This is a genomic window from Halapricum sp. CBA1109, from assembly GCF_009741825.1.
GTDB lineage: Archaea > Halobacteriota > Halobacteria > Halobacteriales > Haloarculaceae > Halapricum.
In genome coordinates, this window is sequence record NZ_WPCA01000016.1 from 1 (window position 1) to 13,211 (window position 13,211).

24 protein-coding genes are annotated in these 13,211 nt (G+C 65.8%); all 24 read left to right on the top strand.

The window, feature by feature from the left end:
* The coding region (gene rplD, locus GJ629_RS03220; protein WP_157511724.1) for a 50S ribosomal protein L4 at positions 1-425 on the top strand (425 nt) is incomplete at its 5' end.
* Positions 422-682, top strand: a complete 261-nt coding sequence (locus GJ629_RS03225; protein ID WP_157511725.1) for a 50S ribosomal protein L23 — start codon at positions 422-424, stop codon at positions 680-682. The genes rplD and GJ629_RS03225, both read left to right, overlap by 4 nt.
* 2 nt (positions 683-684) lie before the next feature.
* Positions 685-1,410, top strand: a complete 726-nt coding sequence (locus GJ629_RS03230; protein ID WP_157511726.1) for a 50S ribosomal protein L2 — start codon at positions 685-687, stop codon at positions 1,408-1,410.
* Positions 1,407-1,829, top strand: coding sequence for a 30S ribosomal protein S19 (locus tag GJ629_RS03235; RefSeq protein ID WP_157511727.1), 423 nt, complete (start codon positions 1,407-1,409; stop codon positions 1,827-1,829). Before GJ629_RS03230 ends, GJ629_RS03235 begins: the two co-directional genes overlap by 4 nt.
* 2 nt (positions 1,830-1,831) lie before the next feature.
* Positions 1,832-2,293: a 50S ribosomal protein L22 gene (locus GJ629_RS03240; protein WP_157511728.1), complete on the top strand. Its 462-nt coding sequence runs from the start codon at positions 1,832-1,834 to the stop codon at positions 2,291-2,293.
* Positions 2,293-3,225 (top strand): 30S ribosomal protein S3, encoded by a 933-nt coding sequence (locus GJ629_RS03245; RefSeq protein ID WP_157511729.1) that lies wholly within the window; start codon positions 2,293-2,295, stop codon positions 3,223-3,225. Before GJ629_RS03240 ends, GJ629_RS03245 begins: the two co-directional genes overlap by 1 nt.
* A complete protein-coding gene (gene rpmC / locus GJ629_RS03250; protein WP_157511730.1) occupies positions 3,222-3,443 on the top strand; it encodes a 50S ribosomal protein L29 in 222 nt (73 codons plus the stop codon). The genes GJ629_RS03245 and rpmC overlap by 4 nt, the downstream gene beginning before the upstream one ends.
* Complete coding sequence (locus GJ629_RS03255) at positions 3,443-3,778, top strand: ribonuclease P protein component 1 (protein WP_157511731.1); 336 nt, start codon at positions 3,443-3,445, stop codon at positions 3,776-3,778. Before rpmC ends, GJ629_RS03255 begins: the two co-directional genes overlap by 1 nt.
* Positions 3,769-4,095 carry a 30S ribosomal protein S17 gene (locus GJ629_RS03260; RefSeq protein WP_157511732.1) on the top strand — a complete coding sequence of 109 codons (327 nt, stop codon included), beginning with the start codon at positions 3,769-3,771 and terminating at the stop codon, positions 4,093-4,095. Before GJ629_RS03255 ends, GJ629_RS03260 begins: the two co-directional genes overlap by 10 nt.
* Positions 4,095-4,493, top strand: a complete 399-nt coding sequence (locus GJ629_RS03265) for a 50S ribosomal protein L14 (RefSeq protein WP_157511733.1) — start codon at positions 4,095-4,097, stop codon at positions 4,491-4,493. Before GJ629_RS03260 ends, GJ629_RS03265 begins: the two co-directional genes overlap by 1 nt.
* Positions 4,494-4,495: 2 nt before the next feature.
* The gene (rplX, locus tag GJ629_RS03270; RefSeq protein WP_157511734.1) at positions 4,496-4,858 is read left to right on the top strand and encodes a 50S ribosomal protein L24; all 363 of its coding nucleotides are present in this window, start codon (positions 4,496-4,498) and stop codon (positions 4,856-4,858) included.
* Positions 4,855-5,622 carry a 30S ribosomal protein S4e gene (locus GJ629_RS03275; RefSeq protein ID WP_157511735.1) on the top strand — a complete coding sequence of 256 codons (768 nt, stop codon included), beginning with the start codon at positions 4,855-4,857 and terminating at the stop codon, positions 5,620-5,622. Before rplX ends, GJ629_RS03275 begins: the two co-directional genes overlap by 4 nt.
* Positions 5,619-6,149 carry a 50S ribosomal protein L5 gene (locus GJ629_RS03280; RefSeq protein ID WP_157511736.1) on the top strand — a complete coding sequence of 177 codons (531 nt, stop codon included), beginning with the start codon at positions 5,619-5,621 and terminating at the stop codon, positions 6,147-6,149. Before GJ629_RS03275 ends, GJ629_RS03280 begins: the two co-directional genes overlap by 4 nt.
* A complete protein-coding gene (locus GJ629_RS03285) occupies positions 6,146-6,346 on the top strand; it encodes a 30S ribosomal protein S14 (RefSeq protein ID WP_157511737.1) in 201 nt (66 codons plus the stop codon). Before GJ629_RS03280 ends, GJ629_RS03285 begins: the two co-directional genes overlap by 4 nt.
* Before the next feature lie 2 nt (positions 6,347-6,348).
* Positions 6,349-6,741, top strand: coding sequence for a 30S ribosomal protein S8 (locus GJ629_RS03290; protein WP_157511738.1), 393 nt, complete (start codon positions 6,349-6,351; stop codon positions 6,739-6,741).
* A gap of 2 nt (positions 6,742-6,743) precedes the next feature.
* Positions 6,744-7,280 carry a 50S ribosomal protein L6 gene (locus tag GJ629_RS03295; RefSeq protein ID WP_157511739.1) on the top strand — a complete coding sequence of 179 codons (537 nt, stop codon included), beginning with the start codon at positions 6,744-6,746 and terminating at the stop codon, positions 7,278-7,280.
* On the top strand, positions 7,280-8,236 hold the full coding sequence (locus GJ629_RS03300; protein WP_157511740.1) for a 50S ribosomal protein L32e: 957 nt from the start codon (positions 7,280-7,282) through the stop codon (positions 8,234-8,236). The genes GJ629_RS03295 and GJ629_RS03300 overlap by 1 nt, the downstream gene beginning before the upstream one ends.
* Complete coding sequence (locus GJ629_RS03305; RefSeq protein WP_157511741.1) at positions 8,233-8,691, top strand: 50S ribosomal protein L19e; 459 nt, start codon at positions 8,233-8,235, stop codon at positions 8,689-8,691. Before GJ629_RS03300 ends, GJ629_RS03305 begins: the two co-directional genes overlap by 4 nt.
* Positions 8,691-9,254: a 50S ribosomal protein L18 gene (locus GJ629_RS03310; RefSeq protein WP_157511742.1), complete on the top strand. Its 564-nt coding sequence runs from the start codon at positions 8,691-8,693 to the stop codon at positions 9,252-9,254. The genes GJ629_RS03305 and GJ629_RS03310 overlap by 1 nt, the downstream gene beginning before the upstream one ends.
* Positions 9,251-9,883, top strand: a complete 633-nt coding sequence (locus GJ629_RS03315; protein WP_157511743.1) for a 30S ribosomal protein S5 — start codon at positions 9,251-9,253, stop codon at positions 9,881-9,883. The genes GJ629_RS03310 and GJ629_RS03315 overlap by 4 nt, the downstream gene beginning before the upstream one ends.
* On the top strand, positions 9,883-10,350 hold the full coding sequence (locus tag GJ629_RS03320; protein WP_157511744.1) for a 50S ribosomal protein L30: 468 nt from the start codon (positions 9,883-9,885) through the stop codon (positions 10,348-10,350). The genes GJ629_RS03315 and GJ629_RS03320 overlap by 1 nt, the downstream gene beginning before the upstream one ends.
* Positions 10,350-10,832, top strand: coding sequence for an uL15m family ribosomal protein (locus tag GJ629_RS03325; RefSeq protein ID WP_157511745.1), 483 nt, complete (start codon positions 10,350-10,352; stop codon positions 10,830-10,832). Before GJ629_RS03320 ends, GJ629_RS03325 begins: the two co-directional genes overlap by 1 nt.
* A 2-nt stretch (positions 10,833-10,834) precedes the next feature.
* Positions 10,835-12,313: a preprotein translocase subunit SecY gene (gene secY, locus GJ629_RS03330; RefSeq protein ID WP_157511746.1), complete on the top strand. Its 1,479-nt coding sequence runs from the start codon at positions 10,835-10,837 to the stop codon at positions 12,311-12,313.
* Positions 12,314-12,548: 235 nt separating this feature from the next.
* Positions 12,549-13,202 carry a hypothetical protein gene (locus GJ629_RS03335; protein WP_157511747.1) on the top strand — a complete coding sequence of 218 codons (654 nt, stop codon included), beginning with the start codon at positions 12,549-12,551 and terminating at the stop codon, positions 13,200-13,202.
* Positions 13,203-13,211 lie beyond the last annotated feature (9 nt).

Below are 13,211 nucleotides of genomic sequence, written 5' to 3' on the forward strand. Positions count from 1 at the left end.
ACGTCGATCCGATCCGGTCGGCCATCGCGGCCACCACGGACGCGGACGTCGTGGCCGACCGCGGACACGAGTTCGACGACGACATCGAGCTCCCGCTGGTCGTCGACGACGAGTTCGAGGACCTCGTGAAGACCCAAGAGGTCGTCGACGTGCTCGAAGCGCTCGGTATCGCCGACGACATCGAGCGCGCCGAGGACCGTAAGATCAAGGCCGGGCAGGGCAAGACTCGTGGGCGGAAGTACCGCCGACCGAGTTCGATCCTCTTCGTGACGAGCGAGGAGCCCTCGAAGGCCGCGCGGAACCTCGCGGGCGCGGACGTCGCCACGGCGGCGGAGGTCAACACGGAGGACCTCGCCCCCGGCGGCGACCCCGGCCGACTGACGGTCTGGACCGAGAGCGCCGTCGCGGAGGTGGCTGACCGATGACGGATCATCAGGTCATCAAGTACCCGCAGGTCACCGAGAAGGCGATGAACAAGATGGACTTCGAGAACAAGCTCCAGTTCGTCTGTGACATCGACGCCACGAAGGGAGAAATCGTCGACGCCGTCGAACAGCAGTTCGACGTCGGCGTCGAGGACGTCAACACGATGGTGACCACGGACGGCGACAAGAAAGCCGAAGTCCGGCTCTCGCCGGACGACGACGCACAGGAAGTCGCCTCACGAATCGGGGTGTTCTGAGAATGGGACAGCGCATTCGCGGACAGCGACGAGGACGCGGGGGGTCGACCTTCCGAGCGCCGTCGCACCGCTACAAGTCCGATCTACAGCATCGCAAGGCCGAGGGCGACGACGACGTCATCAACGGCACGGTCGTCGGCATCGAGCACGACCCGGCCCGCTCGGCGCCCATCGCGGCCGTCGAGTTCGACGACGGCGACCAGCGCCTCGTGCTCGCGCCGGAAGGCGTGGGCGAGGGCGACCGGATTCAGGTCGGCGTCTCCGCGGAGATCGCGCCCGGGAACACGCTCCCGCTGGCTGAGATCCCCGAGGGCGTCCCGGTCTGTAACGTCGAGGCCAACCAGGGCGACGGCGGCCGCTTCGCGCGGGCGTCCGGTGTCAACGCGCAGTTGATCGCCCACGACCGCAACGTCGCGGTCGTCAAACTCCCCAGCGGGGAGTTCAAGCGCCTCGACCCGCAGTGTCGGGCGACTATCGGCGTCGTGGCCGGCGGTGGCCGCACGGAGAAGCCGATGGTCAAGGCCGGCAACAAGTACCACAAGGTCAAATCCCGCGGCACAGTGTGGCCGCGGGTCCGTGGTGTGGCGATGAACGCCGTCGACCACCCGTTCGGTGGCGGTGGCCGCCAGCACCCCGGTCAGCCCAAGTCCGTCTCGCGGAACGCGCCGCCGGGCCGGAAAGTGGGCGACATCGCGTCGCGGCGAACGGGCCGCGGTGGTAACAAATGAGTTCAGAGTATCAGATCGGTCACGAGGGTGAGTTCACCTACCGTGGCCACACGCTCGAGGAACTGCAGGAGATGGACCTGGAGGAACTCGCGGAACTGCTCCCCGCACGACAGCGGCGAAGCATCACGCGCGGCCTCTCCTACGAGAAAGAGCAGTTGCTCGACGAGGCACGCGAGGCCGAAGAAGAGGAGACGGCCAACGACCCGATCCGAACGCACCTGCGGGATATGCCGATCCTGCCGGAGTTCGTCGGGCTCACCTTCGCCGTCCACAACGGCCAGGGCTTCGAGCGCGTGAAGGTCGAGCCGGAGATGCTCGGGCACTACCTAGGCGAGTTCCAGCTCACGCGCACGTCGGTCGAACACGGACAGGCCGGCATCGGCGCGACACGCTCCTCGAAGTTCGTACCGCTCAAGTAATCATGGGAATCAGCTACTCAGTCGACGCCGACCCGGACACGACCGCGAAAGCGATGCTCCGGGAGCGGCAGATGAGCCACAAGCACAGCAAGGCCATCGCGCGCGAGATCAAGGGCAAGACTGCCGGCGAGGCAGTCGAGTACCTCAACGCGGTTATCGAGGGCGACCAGCCGGTCCCCTTCCGCAAACACAACTCGGGCGTTGGCCACCGAAAGAACATCGACGGCTGGGACGCCGGTCGCTTCCCCGAGAAGGCGAGCAACGCCTTCCTCGACCTGCTGGAGAACGCTATCGGGAACGCCGACCACCAGGGCTTCGACGGCGAGACGATGGAGATTATGCACGTCGCCGCCCACAAGGTCGGCGAGACTCAGGGCCGCCAGCCCCGAGCGATGGGGCGGGCCTCCGCGTTCAACAGTATGGAAGTCGACGTCGAACTGGTCCTCGAGGAGGTCGAGGCATAATGGCCGACGAGCACCAGTTCATCGAGGACGGGCTTCAGCGGACCCAGATCGACGAGTTCTTCGCCGACGAACTGAGCCGCGCGGGTTACGGCGGCATGGACGTCGCCAAGACGCCGATGGGGACTCAGATCGTCCTCAAGGCCGAAAAGCCCGGGATGGTCATCGGGAAAGGCGGGAAGAACATCCGTAAGATCACGACTACCCTCGAGGAGGAGTTCGACCTCGAGGACCCGCAGGTCGACGTTCAGGAGGTCGACGAGCCGGATCTGAACGCACAGATCGTCGCCGACCGACTGGCCAACGCGCTCGAACGCGGCTGGTACTTCCGGAAGGCCGGTCACACGACCATCGACCGGATTATGGAGGCCGGCGCGCTCGGTGCGGAGATCGTCCTCAGTGGGAAGGTCACGGGCGCACGCTCCCGCGTGGAGAAGTTCAACCGTGGCTACATCAAGCACAACGGTGAACCCGCCGAGAGCATCGTCGACCACGGCCAGGGCGTCGCGGTGATGAAGCTCGGCACCATCGGTGTCGATGTGAAGATCATCCCGCCGGAGGCCGTCCTGCCGGACGACTTCGAGATCTACGACGACGTCGACGTCTCGGAGTACGTCGTCGAGAGCGAGGGCGAGTCGGTCGACGAACTCCTCTCGGGCGAGCCCGAGGGCGAGGACGCGGCCGAGGAGCACGACGACGCGGCGGCGACGGTCTCCGACGAGGCGGCCGACGCCGACGACGAGACGGACCTCGTCGACGAGGAAGTCGTCGAGGAGGACGTCGAGGTTCCGACCGACGACGACGTCGAGGAGGTCGACGTCGACGAACTCGACGACGCGGTCGAGGAGGAACTCGACGAGGACACCGAGGCGGAAGCCGAGGAGCTCCTCGACGAGATGGACGACGAGTCCGATGCGGAGGGTGACGAGGAATGACGCTCCTGCATCCCGAAGAGGTCCGCGACATGACGCCGGCCGAACGCGAGAACGAGTTGGAGGAGCTCAAGACGGAGCTTCTGAACGCCGACGCGGTGCAGGCGGCCGGTGGTGCCCCGGACAACCCGGGCCGCATCAGCGAGCTCCGGCGGGCTATCGCGCGGATCAAGACGATCCAGAACGAGGAAGGCGACCACGACGAATCGGAGGGGAGCTAATGCCCCGTACGCCCGAGACGCTCGTTCGCCACGAACTCGTCGGGACGACCGTGACGGTCGTCGCGGCAGCCAATCCCGATCTGATCGGGATCGAGGGCGAGGTCGTCGCCGAGACGACCAACACGCTCCACGTCGAAGACGGCGCTCGGGCGTGGCAGGTGCCGAAGGCCACCGCGACGCTGGTGTTCGAACTTGACGACGGACAGCAGGAGGCGGATGACGCCTCCGAACGAGCGAGCGGCGAGAGCCGCGAGCGCGTCCGTGTCGAGGGCGAGCGACTGGTCTCGCGGCCGGCCCGACGCACAGAACAGACAGGTGATTCACAATGGCGTTAGGACTGAACGTACAGCAGCCGGAGACGACCTGTGACGACGAGAACTGCCCGTTCCACGGCACCCTTTCGGTGCGCGGGCAGACGCTCGAAGGCACAGTCGCCTCCACCGACATGACGAAAACCGTGATCGTCGAGCGAGAGTACGACGTGAAGGTGCCGAAATACGACCGCTTTATGAAGCGGCGTAGCCGGGTCCCCGCGCACGCACCGCCGTGCATGGATCTGGAGGTCGGCGACACGGTGACGATTGCAGAGACACGACCGCTCTCGAAGACCAAATCCCACGTTGTCGTCTCCATCGACGGAGGTGACGACTGATGGAAGCGCTCAAAGCGGACGTAACACAGGGCCTAGAGAAGGGCTCGCTGATCAACTGCGCCGACAACACCGGCGCGCGACAGCTGAAGGTGATCAGCACGGCCAACTACCAGGGCACCAAGTCCCGCCACCCGAAGGCCGGACTCGGTGACAAGGTGACCGTCTCGGTCACCAAAGGGACGCCCGAGATGCGCCGGAAGGTGCTCGAGGCCGTCATCATCCGCCAGCGCAAACCCATCCGTCGACCCGACGGCACCCGCGTCAAGTACGAGGACAACGCGGCCGTCATCGTCGACGAGAACGAGGACCCCAACGGGACCGAGATCAAGGGTCCCGTCGCGCGGGAGGTCGCCGAGCGGTTCGGCAGTATCGCCTCGACGGCGACGATGATCATCTAACAATGAGCGAGCAACCAACCAAACAGCGAAAGACGACACGGGAGGCCCCGCTGCACGAGAAGCAGCGACAGGTCCGAGCCGCGCTGTCGCCGTCGCTCCGCGAGGAGTACGGCCAGCGCTCGGTCCGGGTCAACGAGGGCGACACCGTGGAGGTAAAGCGGGGCGACTTCGCCGGCGACGAGGCCGAAGTCGTCAACGTGGAACTCCGCGACGCCGTCGTCCACGTCGAGGACGTGACGCTGGAGACGGCCGACGGCGAGGAAGTGCCGCGGCCGCTGGACGCCAGCAACCTCCAGGTGACGGACCTGGACCTCTCGGACGACCGGCGCCGTGCCCGTCTCGAATCGGAGGAGGATAGCGCATGAGCAACCACCAGAAACGACTCTCCGTACCGAACAGCTGGCCAGTCGAGCGCAAGACCCAGACGTTCACCGTGAAGGCCGACGCCGGCCCGCACGGCGAGGACGGGGTGCCCCTGCTGATCGTCCTTCGGGACGTGCTGGGGTACGTCGACAACCGCAAGGAAGCGCGCTACGCGCTCAACGAGGGAAGCGTCCGGATCAACGGCGAGACGCTCGCAGACGAGAGCCGACCTGTCGGGATGTTCGACATCCTCTCGTTCGCCGAACGCGACGAGCACTACCGGGTGTTCCCCGGCGAGGGCGGTCGACTCGCTCTCACGGCCATCGACGAGGACGCGGCCCAGTCGAAACTCGGAAAGATCGTCGGCAAGCGCGACGTGCCCGGCGGCGACACGCAGTTGACGCTGCACGACGGGCAGACGCTGCTCGTCGAGGACGGCACCGAGTACGACGGCGGCGACTCCATCGTCGTGGCCAACGAGGACGACGAGGTCGTCGCCCACTTCGAGTACGAGGAGGGCGCACTCGTCACCGCAGTCGACGGCCAACACGCCGGCGAGATCGGTGAGATCGACGAGATCCAGGTCACGCCCGGTAGCAACGACAACAACGTCCTCGTCAGTCAGGACGACAATGGTTTCGAGACCATCGAGGAGTACGTCGTCGTGATCGACGAGAACTTCACGGACGACGAGGACGACGGCGAGACCGCGCCGGACGCCGAGGCCGGTGCGGAGACGCCGGACGACGGAGGTGACGACGAATGAGCTCCGAGTCCGCGGACGCCGAGTTCCACGAGATGCGCGAGCCCCAAGTCGAGAAGGTCGTCGTCCACATGGGCGTCGGTCAGGGCGGTCGTGAACTCGCCAACGCCGAGGAGATCTTAGAGGAGATCGTCGGGCAACAGCCCGTCCGAACTCGAGCGAAAGAGACGGTCGGCGAGTTCAACATCCGGCAGGGTGACCCCATCGGTGCGAAGGTCACGCTGCGGGCCGAGGACGCAGAAGAGTTCCTCGAGACGTCCCTGCCGCTGGTCGAGCTGTCGAAGTCGCAGTTCGACGACACCGGCAACTTCAGCTACGGGGTCGAGGAACACACGGAGTTCCCGAGCCAGGAGTACGATCCGAACATCGGTATCTACGGGCTGGACGTGACGGTCAACCTCGTCCGCCCGGGCTACCGCGTCAGCAAACGGGACAAGGCCTCACGGTCGATCCCGTCGAACCACCGACTCGACGCCGACGACGCAGCGGCGTTCGTCGAGTCGACCTTCGACGTCGAGGTGAGCGAATGAGCGAAAGCGAGACAGACTCCGAGGAGACGAGTGAGGCCGACGCGACCGGCGAGCAGGCAGCGAAACGCACCGGACAGCTCCGGGCGTGTCAGCGCTGTGGCCGCGAGCAGGGTCTGGTCGGGAAGTACGACATCTGGCTGTGTCGCCAGTGCTTCCGCGAAATCTCCCGGGACATGGGCTTCAGGAAGTACAGCTAACAATGACAGGCGCAGATCCACTCAGCAACGCGATGTCCGCGGTCGACAACGCCGAGGGCGTCGGGAAGCTGACACAGACTGTATCGCCCGCCTCGAACGAGGTCGGCAGCGTGCTCGAGGTCTTCTACGACCGCGGGTACATCGACGGCTTCGAGTTCGTCGACGACGGCAAAGCCGGCCAGTTCGAGGTCGAACTGAAAGGTGCGATCAACGAGTGTGGCTCGGTCAAGCCCCGATACACCGCGGGCGCGGACGAGTTCGAGAAGTGGGAGAAGCGGTTCCTCCCCGCCCGAGACTACGGGACACTCGTCGTGACCACGAGCCACGGGATCATGAGCCACTACGAGGCCCGCGAAGCGGGCGTCGGTGGCCAGGTGATCGCGTACGTATACTAACAATGCCACGAACAGCACTCGACATTCCAGACGAGGTCGACGCCGAGATGGACCATCTCGAGTTGACCGTCGACGGACCGAACGGCAGCGTCACACGCCGGCTCTGGTTCCCCGACGTCTCAGTCACGGTCGAAGACGACACGGTCGTCGTCGAGTCCGACGAGGACGACGCCGAGACGCGAGCGACGATGGGGACCTTCGAGAGCCACGTCCGGAACATGTTCTACGGCGTCACCGAGGGCTGGGAGTACGAGATGGAAGTCTTCTACTCTCACTTCCCGATGCAGGTGCGCGCCGAGGACGACGCGGTCGTCATCGAGAACTTCCTCGGCGAGAAGGCACCTCGGCGGACGCCCATCCACGGCGACACCGAGGTCCAGGTCGACGAGGAAGAGATCACTCTCTCCGGCCCGGACATCGAAGCCGTCGGGCAGACCGCCGCGGACATCGAGCAGATGACCCGCGTCACGGACAAGGACATCCGCGTCTTCCAGGACGGGATCTACATCACGTCAAAGCCCGAACGAGGTGAGATCTGATGGCCGGTCCCGAGGAACTGACCGACATCAGCGGTATCACCGAGACGAAGGCAGAGAACCTCAGCGAGGCCGGATACGACTCCATCGAGGCGCTCAAGGGCGCCTCCGAGGACGACCTGACGGCCGTCGACGGTATCGGGACCGCCCTTGCGGGTCGCATCCAGGCCGCGCTCGGGGACCTCGAAGACGACGAAGCCGACGAGGCCGAGTCCGAGGAGTCCGAGTCCGACGAGGCAGACGCCGAGGAGGACCCCCTCGCGGACTACGACGACCTGACGGACATCAGCGGTGTCGGCGACGCGAAGGCCGACTCGCTGCGCGAGGCCGGCTTCGAGTCGGTCGAGGACGTCGCTCGCGCGAGTCAGGACGAACTCGCGGAGGTCAACGGCGTCGGGAACGCGCTCGCAGCGCGTATCAAGGCCGACGTCGGCGGACTCGAAGTCTCCGAGGAGGCGACCGGCGAGGTCGAAGAAGACGAACCGGAGACGGACGAGGCCAAGGACGAAGACGTCGAGACCGAACTTCAGCCTCGCGGCCTGACCGAGAAGACGCCGGACCTAGACGAGAACACCGAGCGACTGCTGACCCAGCGCAAGCGGGTCGGCAAGCCGCAGTTCAACCGCCAGGACTACCACAAGAAAAAGCGGACGCCGACCTCGTGGCGCAAGCCGCGCGGTGGGCTCTCGAAGCAGCGCCGCGGCCACAAGGGCAAGGGCCCGAAGGTCGAGGCCGGCTTCCGGTCGCCGAAGGCGGCCCGGGGGCTCCACCCCAGTGGCTTCGAGGAAGTGCGCGTCCACAACGTCGACGACCTCGACGGTGTCGACGGCGACACCGAGGCAGTTCGGATCGCCTCGAAGGTCGGATCGCGCAAGCGTGAGCGGATAGAGGAAGCGGCCGAGGACGCGGACATCCGCGTGCTCAACCCCACCTACGTCGAAGTGGAGGTGTCCGAATGACGGATCTCAGCGCACAGAAGCGACTGGCGGCCGACATCCTCGACGTCGGTGAGTCCCGCGTCTGGCTCGACCCCGAGCAGCAGGGCGAGATAGCCGACGCGATCACCCGCGAGGACGTCCGCGAGCTAGTCGACGACGGGACGATTCAGGCGGAAGAGGCAGACGGCAACTCGCGCGGTCGGGCCCGCGAGCGCAACGAGAAGCGCTCGTACGGCCACCAGAAGGGCCACGGGACCCGCAAAGGGAAATCCGGCGGCCGCCAAGACGACCGCGAGGACTGGAAGTCGCGCATCCGCGCCCAGCGAACACGGCTGCGGGAGCTCCGCGACGAGGAGGAGACGCTGACAGCCTCGGAGTATCGCACGCTGTACGACCGCGCGAGCGGCGGCGAGTTCGACTCGGTCGCCGACCTCGAGCGGTACATAGACGACAACGAAGAATTCGGTGAGAACTAATGGCGACAGGACCACGATACACGGTTCCGATGCGCCGCCGCCGCGAGGCCAGGACGGATTACCATCAGCGGTTGCGCCTGCTGAAATCCGGCGAAGCCCGACTCGTTGCTCGAAAGAGCAACGGTCACACCAGGGCGCAGCTGGTGACGACTGGCCCCAACGGCGACGAGACGGTCGCGAGCGCTGTCTCCAGTGACCTCGAGGCGTACGGTTGGGAGGCCCCCACGGGCAACATCCCGGCCGCGTACCTCACGGGGCTGCTGGCAGGCCTTCGCGCCGTCGAGGCTGACGTCGAGTCGGCCGTGCTGGACATCGGACTCAACAGCCCGACACCTGGTAGTAAAGTATTCGCAGTACAGGAAGGCGCAATCGACGCCGGCCTGGAGATTCCCCACAACGACGACGTCCTCGCGGAGTGGCCTCGGACGCGCGGCGAACACATCGCCGAGTACGCCGAGAGCCTCGACGAGGACCTCTACAGTGGGCCGTTCGACGCGACAGAGTTGCCCGCGCACTTCGACGAGACGCGGGAGACCCTCTTGGAGGGTGACATCGACCTATGAGTGACGGATGGAATCCACGCACGCGGCTCGGTAAAAAGGTCGCCGAGGGCGAGATCGACACGATGGTCGACGCCCTCAACGCCGGGCTGCCACTGAAAGAACCGGAGATCGTAGACCAGCTTGTCCCCGGCCTGGAGGACGAGGTTCTGGACATCAACATGGTACAGCGGATGACCGACTCGGGTCGCCGGGTCAAGTTCCGCTGTGTCGTCGTCGTGGGCAACCGCGACGGGCTCGTCGGCTACGCCGAGGGCCGCGACGACCAGGTCGGCGGTGCGATCCAGAAGGCGATCGAAGTCGCCAAGCTGAACCTGATCAACGTCTCCCGGGGCTGCGGGTCTTGGGAGTGTGGCTGTGGCCGACCGCACACGGTCGCGCTGCGGACCACCGGCAAGGCCGGCAGCGTCGAGGTCGAACTCCAGCCCGCGCCGCGCGGACTGGGGCTGGCGGGCGGAGAGACCGTCCGGCACGTCCTCGAACTCGCCGGTATCGAAGACATCTGGACACGTTCCTCGGGGAACACGCGCACGACGGTCAACTTCGCGAAGGCGGCGTTCAACGCCCTGCAGAACACGGCCGAGGCGCGCGTCCCCCAGCGCACCTTCGAGAAGCGTGAGGTGATCGAGTGATGCAAGCGATCGTTCAGATCCGCGGCGAGGTAAACATCTCGGAGGACGTACAGGACACCCTCGAGATGCTGAACCTCCACCGGGTCAACCACGCGACGCTGGTGCCCGAGACGGACGCCTACCGCGGGATGATCACGAAGGTCAACGACTGGGTCGCACACGGCGAACCGAGTCAGGAGGTCCTCGAGACCGTCCTCAAGTCCCGTGCCGAACCCCTCGAGGGCGAGGCGTTCGAGGACGATAGCTGGTGGGCGACGTGGGAGACCGACTACGACAGCGTGGCCGGTCTCGCGGAGGCGCTCATCGAGGAGGAGACGACCCTCAAAGAGCAGGGGTTGTCGCCGACGCTCCGACTCCACCCGCCGCGTGGCGGTCACGAGGGCATCAAACACCCGACCAAGGAGTCGGGTCAACTCGGTAAACACTCCACCGAGGAGATAGACACGCTGCTGGAGGCGATGCGATAATGACCAACAAGAAAAAGCGCCAGCGCGGGTCCCGAACCCACGGCGGCGGGACGCACAAGAACCGGCGCGGTGCCGGGAACCGTGGTGGTCGCGGCGCTGCCGGCCGTGACAAGCACGAACAGCACAACTACGAGCCGCTGGGCAAGTCCGGGTTCACACGCCCGGAGAAGATGCAGGACACCGTCGAGACCATTGACGTGCGCGACCTCGACGAGGACGCGCCGCTTTTGGCCGCTGACGGTCTCGCCGAAGAGACCGACGGCGGCTACCGGATCGACGCCCGCGACGTCGTCGACACGACGGCCGAGACGGACGCGGTGAAGGTCCTCGGTTCGGGTCAGGTCCGCAACGAACTCACCGTCGTCGCCGACGGCTTCTCCGACAGCGCCGAGGAGAAGATCGAGGCGGCCGGTGGCAGCGTCGAACTGACAGAACTGGGCGAGAAGCGACAGAGTGAAGACGACGAGGCCGACGACGAGTAACAATGAGCTGGAAGGACACCGCCGAACCGGTACTCACTCGGATGCCGTCGGTACGACGGCCCGAGCGCCACGTCCCGTTCAAGCGCAAGCTTGGCTGGACGGCCGGGGTGCTCGTGCTGTATTTCTTCCTGACCAACGTGTTCCTGTTCGGACTGGCACGTGGCCAGGGGGCCGACATCTTCGGGCAGTTCCGGTCGGTGATCGCCGGTGGACAGGGGACGCTTATGCACCTCGGGATCGGTCCCATCGTCACGGCGAGCATCGTGTTGCAGTTGCTCGGCGGTGCTGACCTGCTCGGCCTCGACACCCAGGAGAACCCGCGCGACCAGATCCTCTACCAGGGCCTCCAGAAGGTGCTGGTGCTGGTGATGTGTGTCCTGACGGGCCTGCCGATGGTGTTCGCCGGGAACTTCCTTCCGGCGAGCCAAGCCGTCGCCGACAGCCTCGGCGTCGGGACCTTCGGCGTGAACGTCCTAATGTTCGCGCAGGTGTTCGCCGGCGGTATCCTCATCCTCTACATGGACGAGGTCATCAGCAAGTGGGGCGTCGGGTCCGGGATCGGGCTGTTCATCATCGCTGGCGTGAGCCAGAGCCTGATGGGCGGGCTGATCTCGATCCCGCAACTCCCCGGAAACACCATCGGTGTCATCCCCGGCTACATTATGATGGCACTCGGTCTCGGGGACCTGTCGTTCCAGGGGATCGACACGCTGCTGTTCGGTATCGCCGGTGGCGCTCAGGGCGCGTCCGTCGCGGGTCTGATCGCAATCGCGACGACCATCTTCATCTTCGTAGTGGTCGTCTACGCCGAGTCGGTGCGCGTCGAGATTCCGCTGAGCCACGCCCGCGTGAAGGGCGCACGGGGTCGGTTCCCGGTGAAGCTCATCTACGCCAGCGTCCTGCCGATGATCCTCGTCCGGGCGCTGCAGGCCAACGTCCAGTTCCTGGGCCAGATCCTGAACTCCCAGATGGCGATCCCGACGTGGCTGGGTGAGTACGCGCAGGGGCAGGCCGTCGGCGGCCTGTTCTACTACCTGCGGCCGATCCAGTCGCCGGGCGACTGGATGTGGTGGCTCGGCACGTCTCAGGAGCCGTGGCAAATTATGATCCGCATCGGCGTCGACCTGACCTTCATGGTCATCGGCGGTGCGATATTCGCCATCTTCTGGGTCGAGACGACCGATATGGGGCCCGAAGCGACGGCAAAGCAGATCCAGAACTCCGGGATGCAGATCCCCGGGTTCCGCCAGAACCCCGGCGTCCTCGAGAAGGTCCTCGAGCGCTACATCCCGCAGGTGACGGTCATCGGCGGTGCGCTCGTCGGCCTGCTCGCAGTGATGGCGAATATGCTGGGCACCATCGGCGGTGTCTCCGGAACCGGGCTGCTGCTGACGGTGTCGATCACCTACAAGATCTACGAGGAGATCGCAGAAGAGCAGCTGATGGAGATGCACCCGATGATGCGCCAGATGTTCGGGTAACTCCGCCACATTTCGGGGTTTTACCCCACATCTTCGCGTTTCGTTCCCGTAACCTCGAAGCTCCGTGAGCGGCCGCGCTACACCGTATTAGTGACAGCACCCGGTCGCTGAGTCCTCGCCGAGACTCGGTAGCACACCGTTTTTCCCGGGTATGTGATTCCTTACTTTGATACTGCGGTAGGTGGGATGCTCTGTGAGAGATTCAGACTCGACGGAGGCGTCGGGGAACAGTCGCGTGAACAGGCGGCAGGTACTCGCGGGTGTCGGGACCGCCGGGGCGGTCGGTGTCGGCCTCACCGGGGTCGTGAGTGCCTCCGGTGTCGACGGAAAGCCGGTGTTCTGTGGCTGTAGCCAGATCTGTGTCTGTCTCGGCGGTCGCGCCGACGTGCTGATGGGAATCGAGCGCGACGACGGGAGCTTCGAGGTCGGGTTCGTCGTCGGCGACGGCGAACTCGACCCGTACCCCGACGGCGAGCCACGGTACAGTGGGAACGTCTGCGTGTCCACTGACGACGCGGGCGTCCCGACGGGAAGATCATCGGTCTGCAGGTCGCGGACACGCGGTGGATCAACCCCAATCAGTGTGCCCGAAAGGCCCTCGACGCGGAACAGCGACAACTCGACTCAGAGCACACGCGTGCGACGGGCGAGGGTGGCGGTCCCTGCGGCAAGCCGCCGTGCGAGCACCCCGGTCGAGGCGGCGGCAGACCGGAACCCGGCGACGACGGGGACGAACGGGGGAACGGCAATCCCGGCAACGGGAACGCTCGCGGTGGCAACGGCCGAGGGAATCCCGGCAACGGAAACGGTCGGGGGAGGTGACACGGGTCGGCTGTCGTCGGCCGATACGTCCTGCAGTCGATCGTCACGCCCAGCCAGCAACGATTAGTAGCGACCG

Coding starts and splice junctions, on each gene's coding strand:
- GJ629_RS03225 (WP_157511725.1), top strand. CDS start 422: ATGACGGATCATCAGGTCATCAAGTACCCGCAGGTCACCGAGAAGGCG.
- GJ629_RS03230 (WP_157511726.1), top strand. CDS start 685: ATGGGACAGCGCATTCGCGGACAGCGACGAGGACGCGGGGGGTCGACC.
- GJ629_RS03235 (WP_157511727.1), top strand. CDS start 1,407: ATGAGTTCAGAGTATCAGATCGGTCACGAGGGTGAGTTCACCTACCGT.
- GJ629_RS03240 (WP_157511728.1), top strand. CDS start 1,832: ATGGGAATCAGCTACTCAGTCGACGCCGACCCGGACACGACCGCGAAA.
- GJ629_RS03245 (WP_157511729.1), top strand. CDS start 2,293: ATGGCCGACGAGCACCAGTTCATCGAGGACGGGCTTCAGCGGACCCAG.
- rpmC (WP_157511730.1), top strand. CDS start 3,222: ATGACGCTCCTGCATCCCGAAGAGGTCCGCGACATGACGCCGGCCGAA.
- GJ629_RS03255 (WP_157511731.1), top strand. CDS start 3,443: ATGCCCCGTACGCCCGAGACGCTCGTTCGCCACGAACTCGTCGGGACG.
- GJ629_RS03260 (WP_157511732.1), top strand. CDS start 3,769: ATGGCGTTAGGACTGAACGTACAGCAGCCGGAGACGACCTGTGACGAC.
- GJ629_RS03265 (WP_157511733.1), top strand. CDS start 4,095: ATGGAAGCGCTCAAAGCGGACGTAACACAGGGCCTAGAGAAGGGCTCG.
- rplX (WP_157511734.1), top strand. CDS start 4,496: ATGAGCGAGCAACCAACCAAACAGCGAAAGACGACACGGGAGGCCCCG.
- GJ629_RS03275 (WP_157511735.1), top strand. CDS start 4,855: ATGAGCAACCACCAGAAACGACTCTCCGTACCGAACAGCTGGCCAGTC.
- GJ629_RS03280 (WP_157511736.1), top strand. CDS start 5,619: ATGAGCTCCGAGTCCGCGGACGCCGAGTTCCACGAGATGCGCGAGCCC.
- GJ629_RS03285 (WP_157511737.1), top strand. CDS start 6,146: ATGAGCGAAAGCGAGACAGACTCCGAGGAGACGAGTGAGGCCGACGCG.
- GJ629_RS03290 (WP_157511738.1), top strand. CDS start 6,349: ATGACAGGCGCAGATCCACTCAGCAACGCGATGTCCGCGGTCGACAAC.
- GJ629_RS03295 (WP_157511739.1), top strand. CDS start 6,744: ATGCCACGAACAGCACTCGACATTCCAGACGAGGTCGACGCCGAGATG.
- GJ629_RS03300 (WP_157511740.1), top strand. CDS start 7,280: ATGGCCGGTCCCGAGGAACTGACCGACATCAGCGGTATCACCGAGACG.
- GJ629_RS03305 (WP_157511741.1), top strand. CDS start 8,233: ATGACGGATCTCAGCGCACAGAAGCGACTGGCGGCCGACATCCTCGAC.
- GJ629_RS03310 (WP_157511742.1), top strand. CDS start 8,691: ATGGCGACAGGACCACGATACACGGTTCCGATGCGCCGCCGCCGCGAG.
- GJ629_RS03315 (WP_157511743.1), top strand. CDS start 9,251: ATGAGTGACGGATGGAATCCACGCACGCGGCTCGGTAAAAAGGTCGCC.
- GJ629_RS03320 (WP_157511744.1), top strand. CDS start 9,883: ATGCAAGCGATCGTTCAGATCCGCGGCGAGGTAAACATCTCGGAGGAC.
- GJ629_RS03325 (WP_157511745.1), top strand. CDS start 10,350: ATGACCAACAAGAAAAAGCGCCAGCGCGGGTCCCGAACCCACGGCGGC.
- secY (WP_157511746.1), top strand. CDS start 10,835: ATGAGCTGGAAGGACACCGCCGAACCGGTACTCACTCGGATGCCGTCG.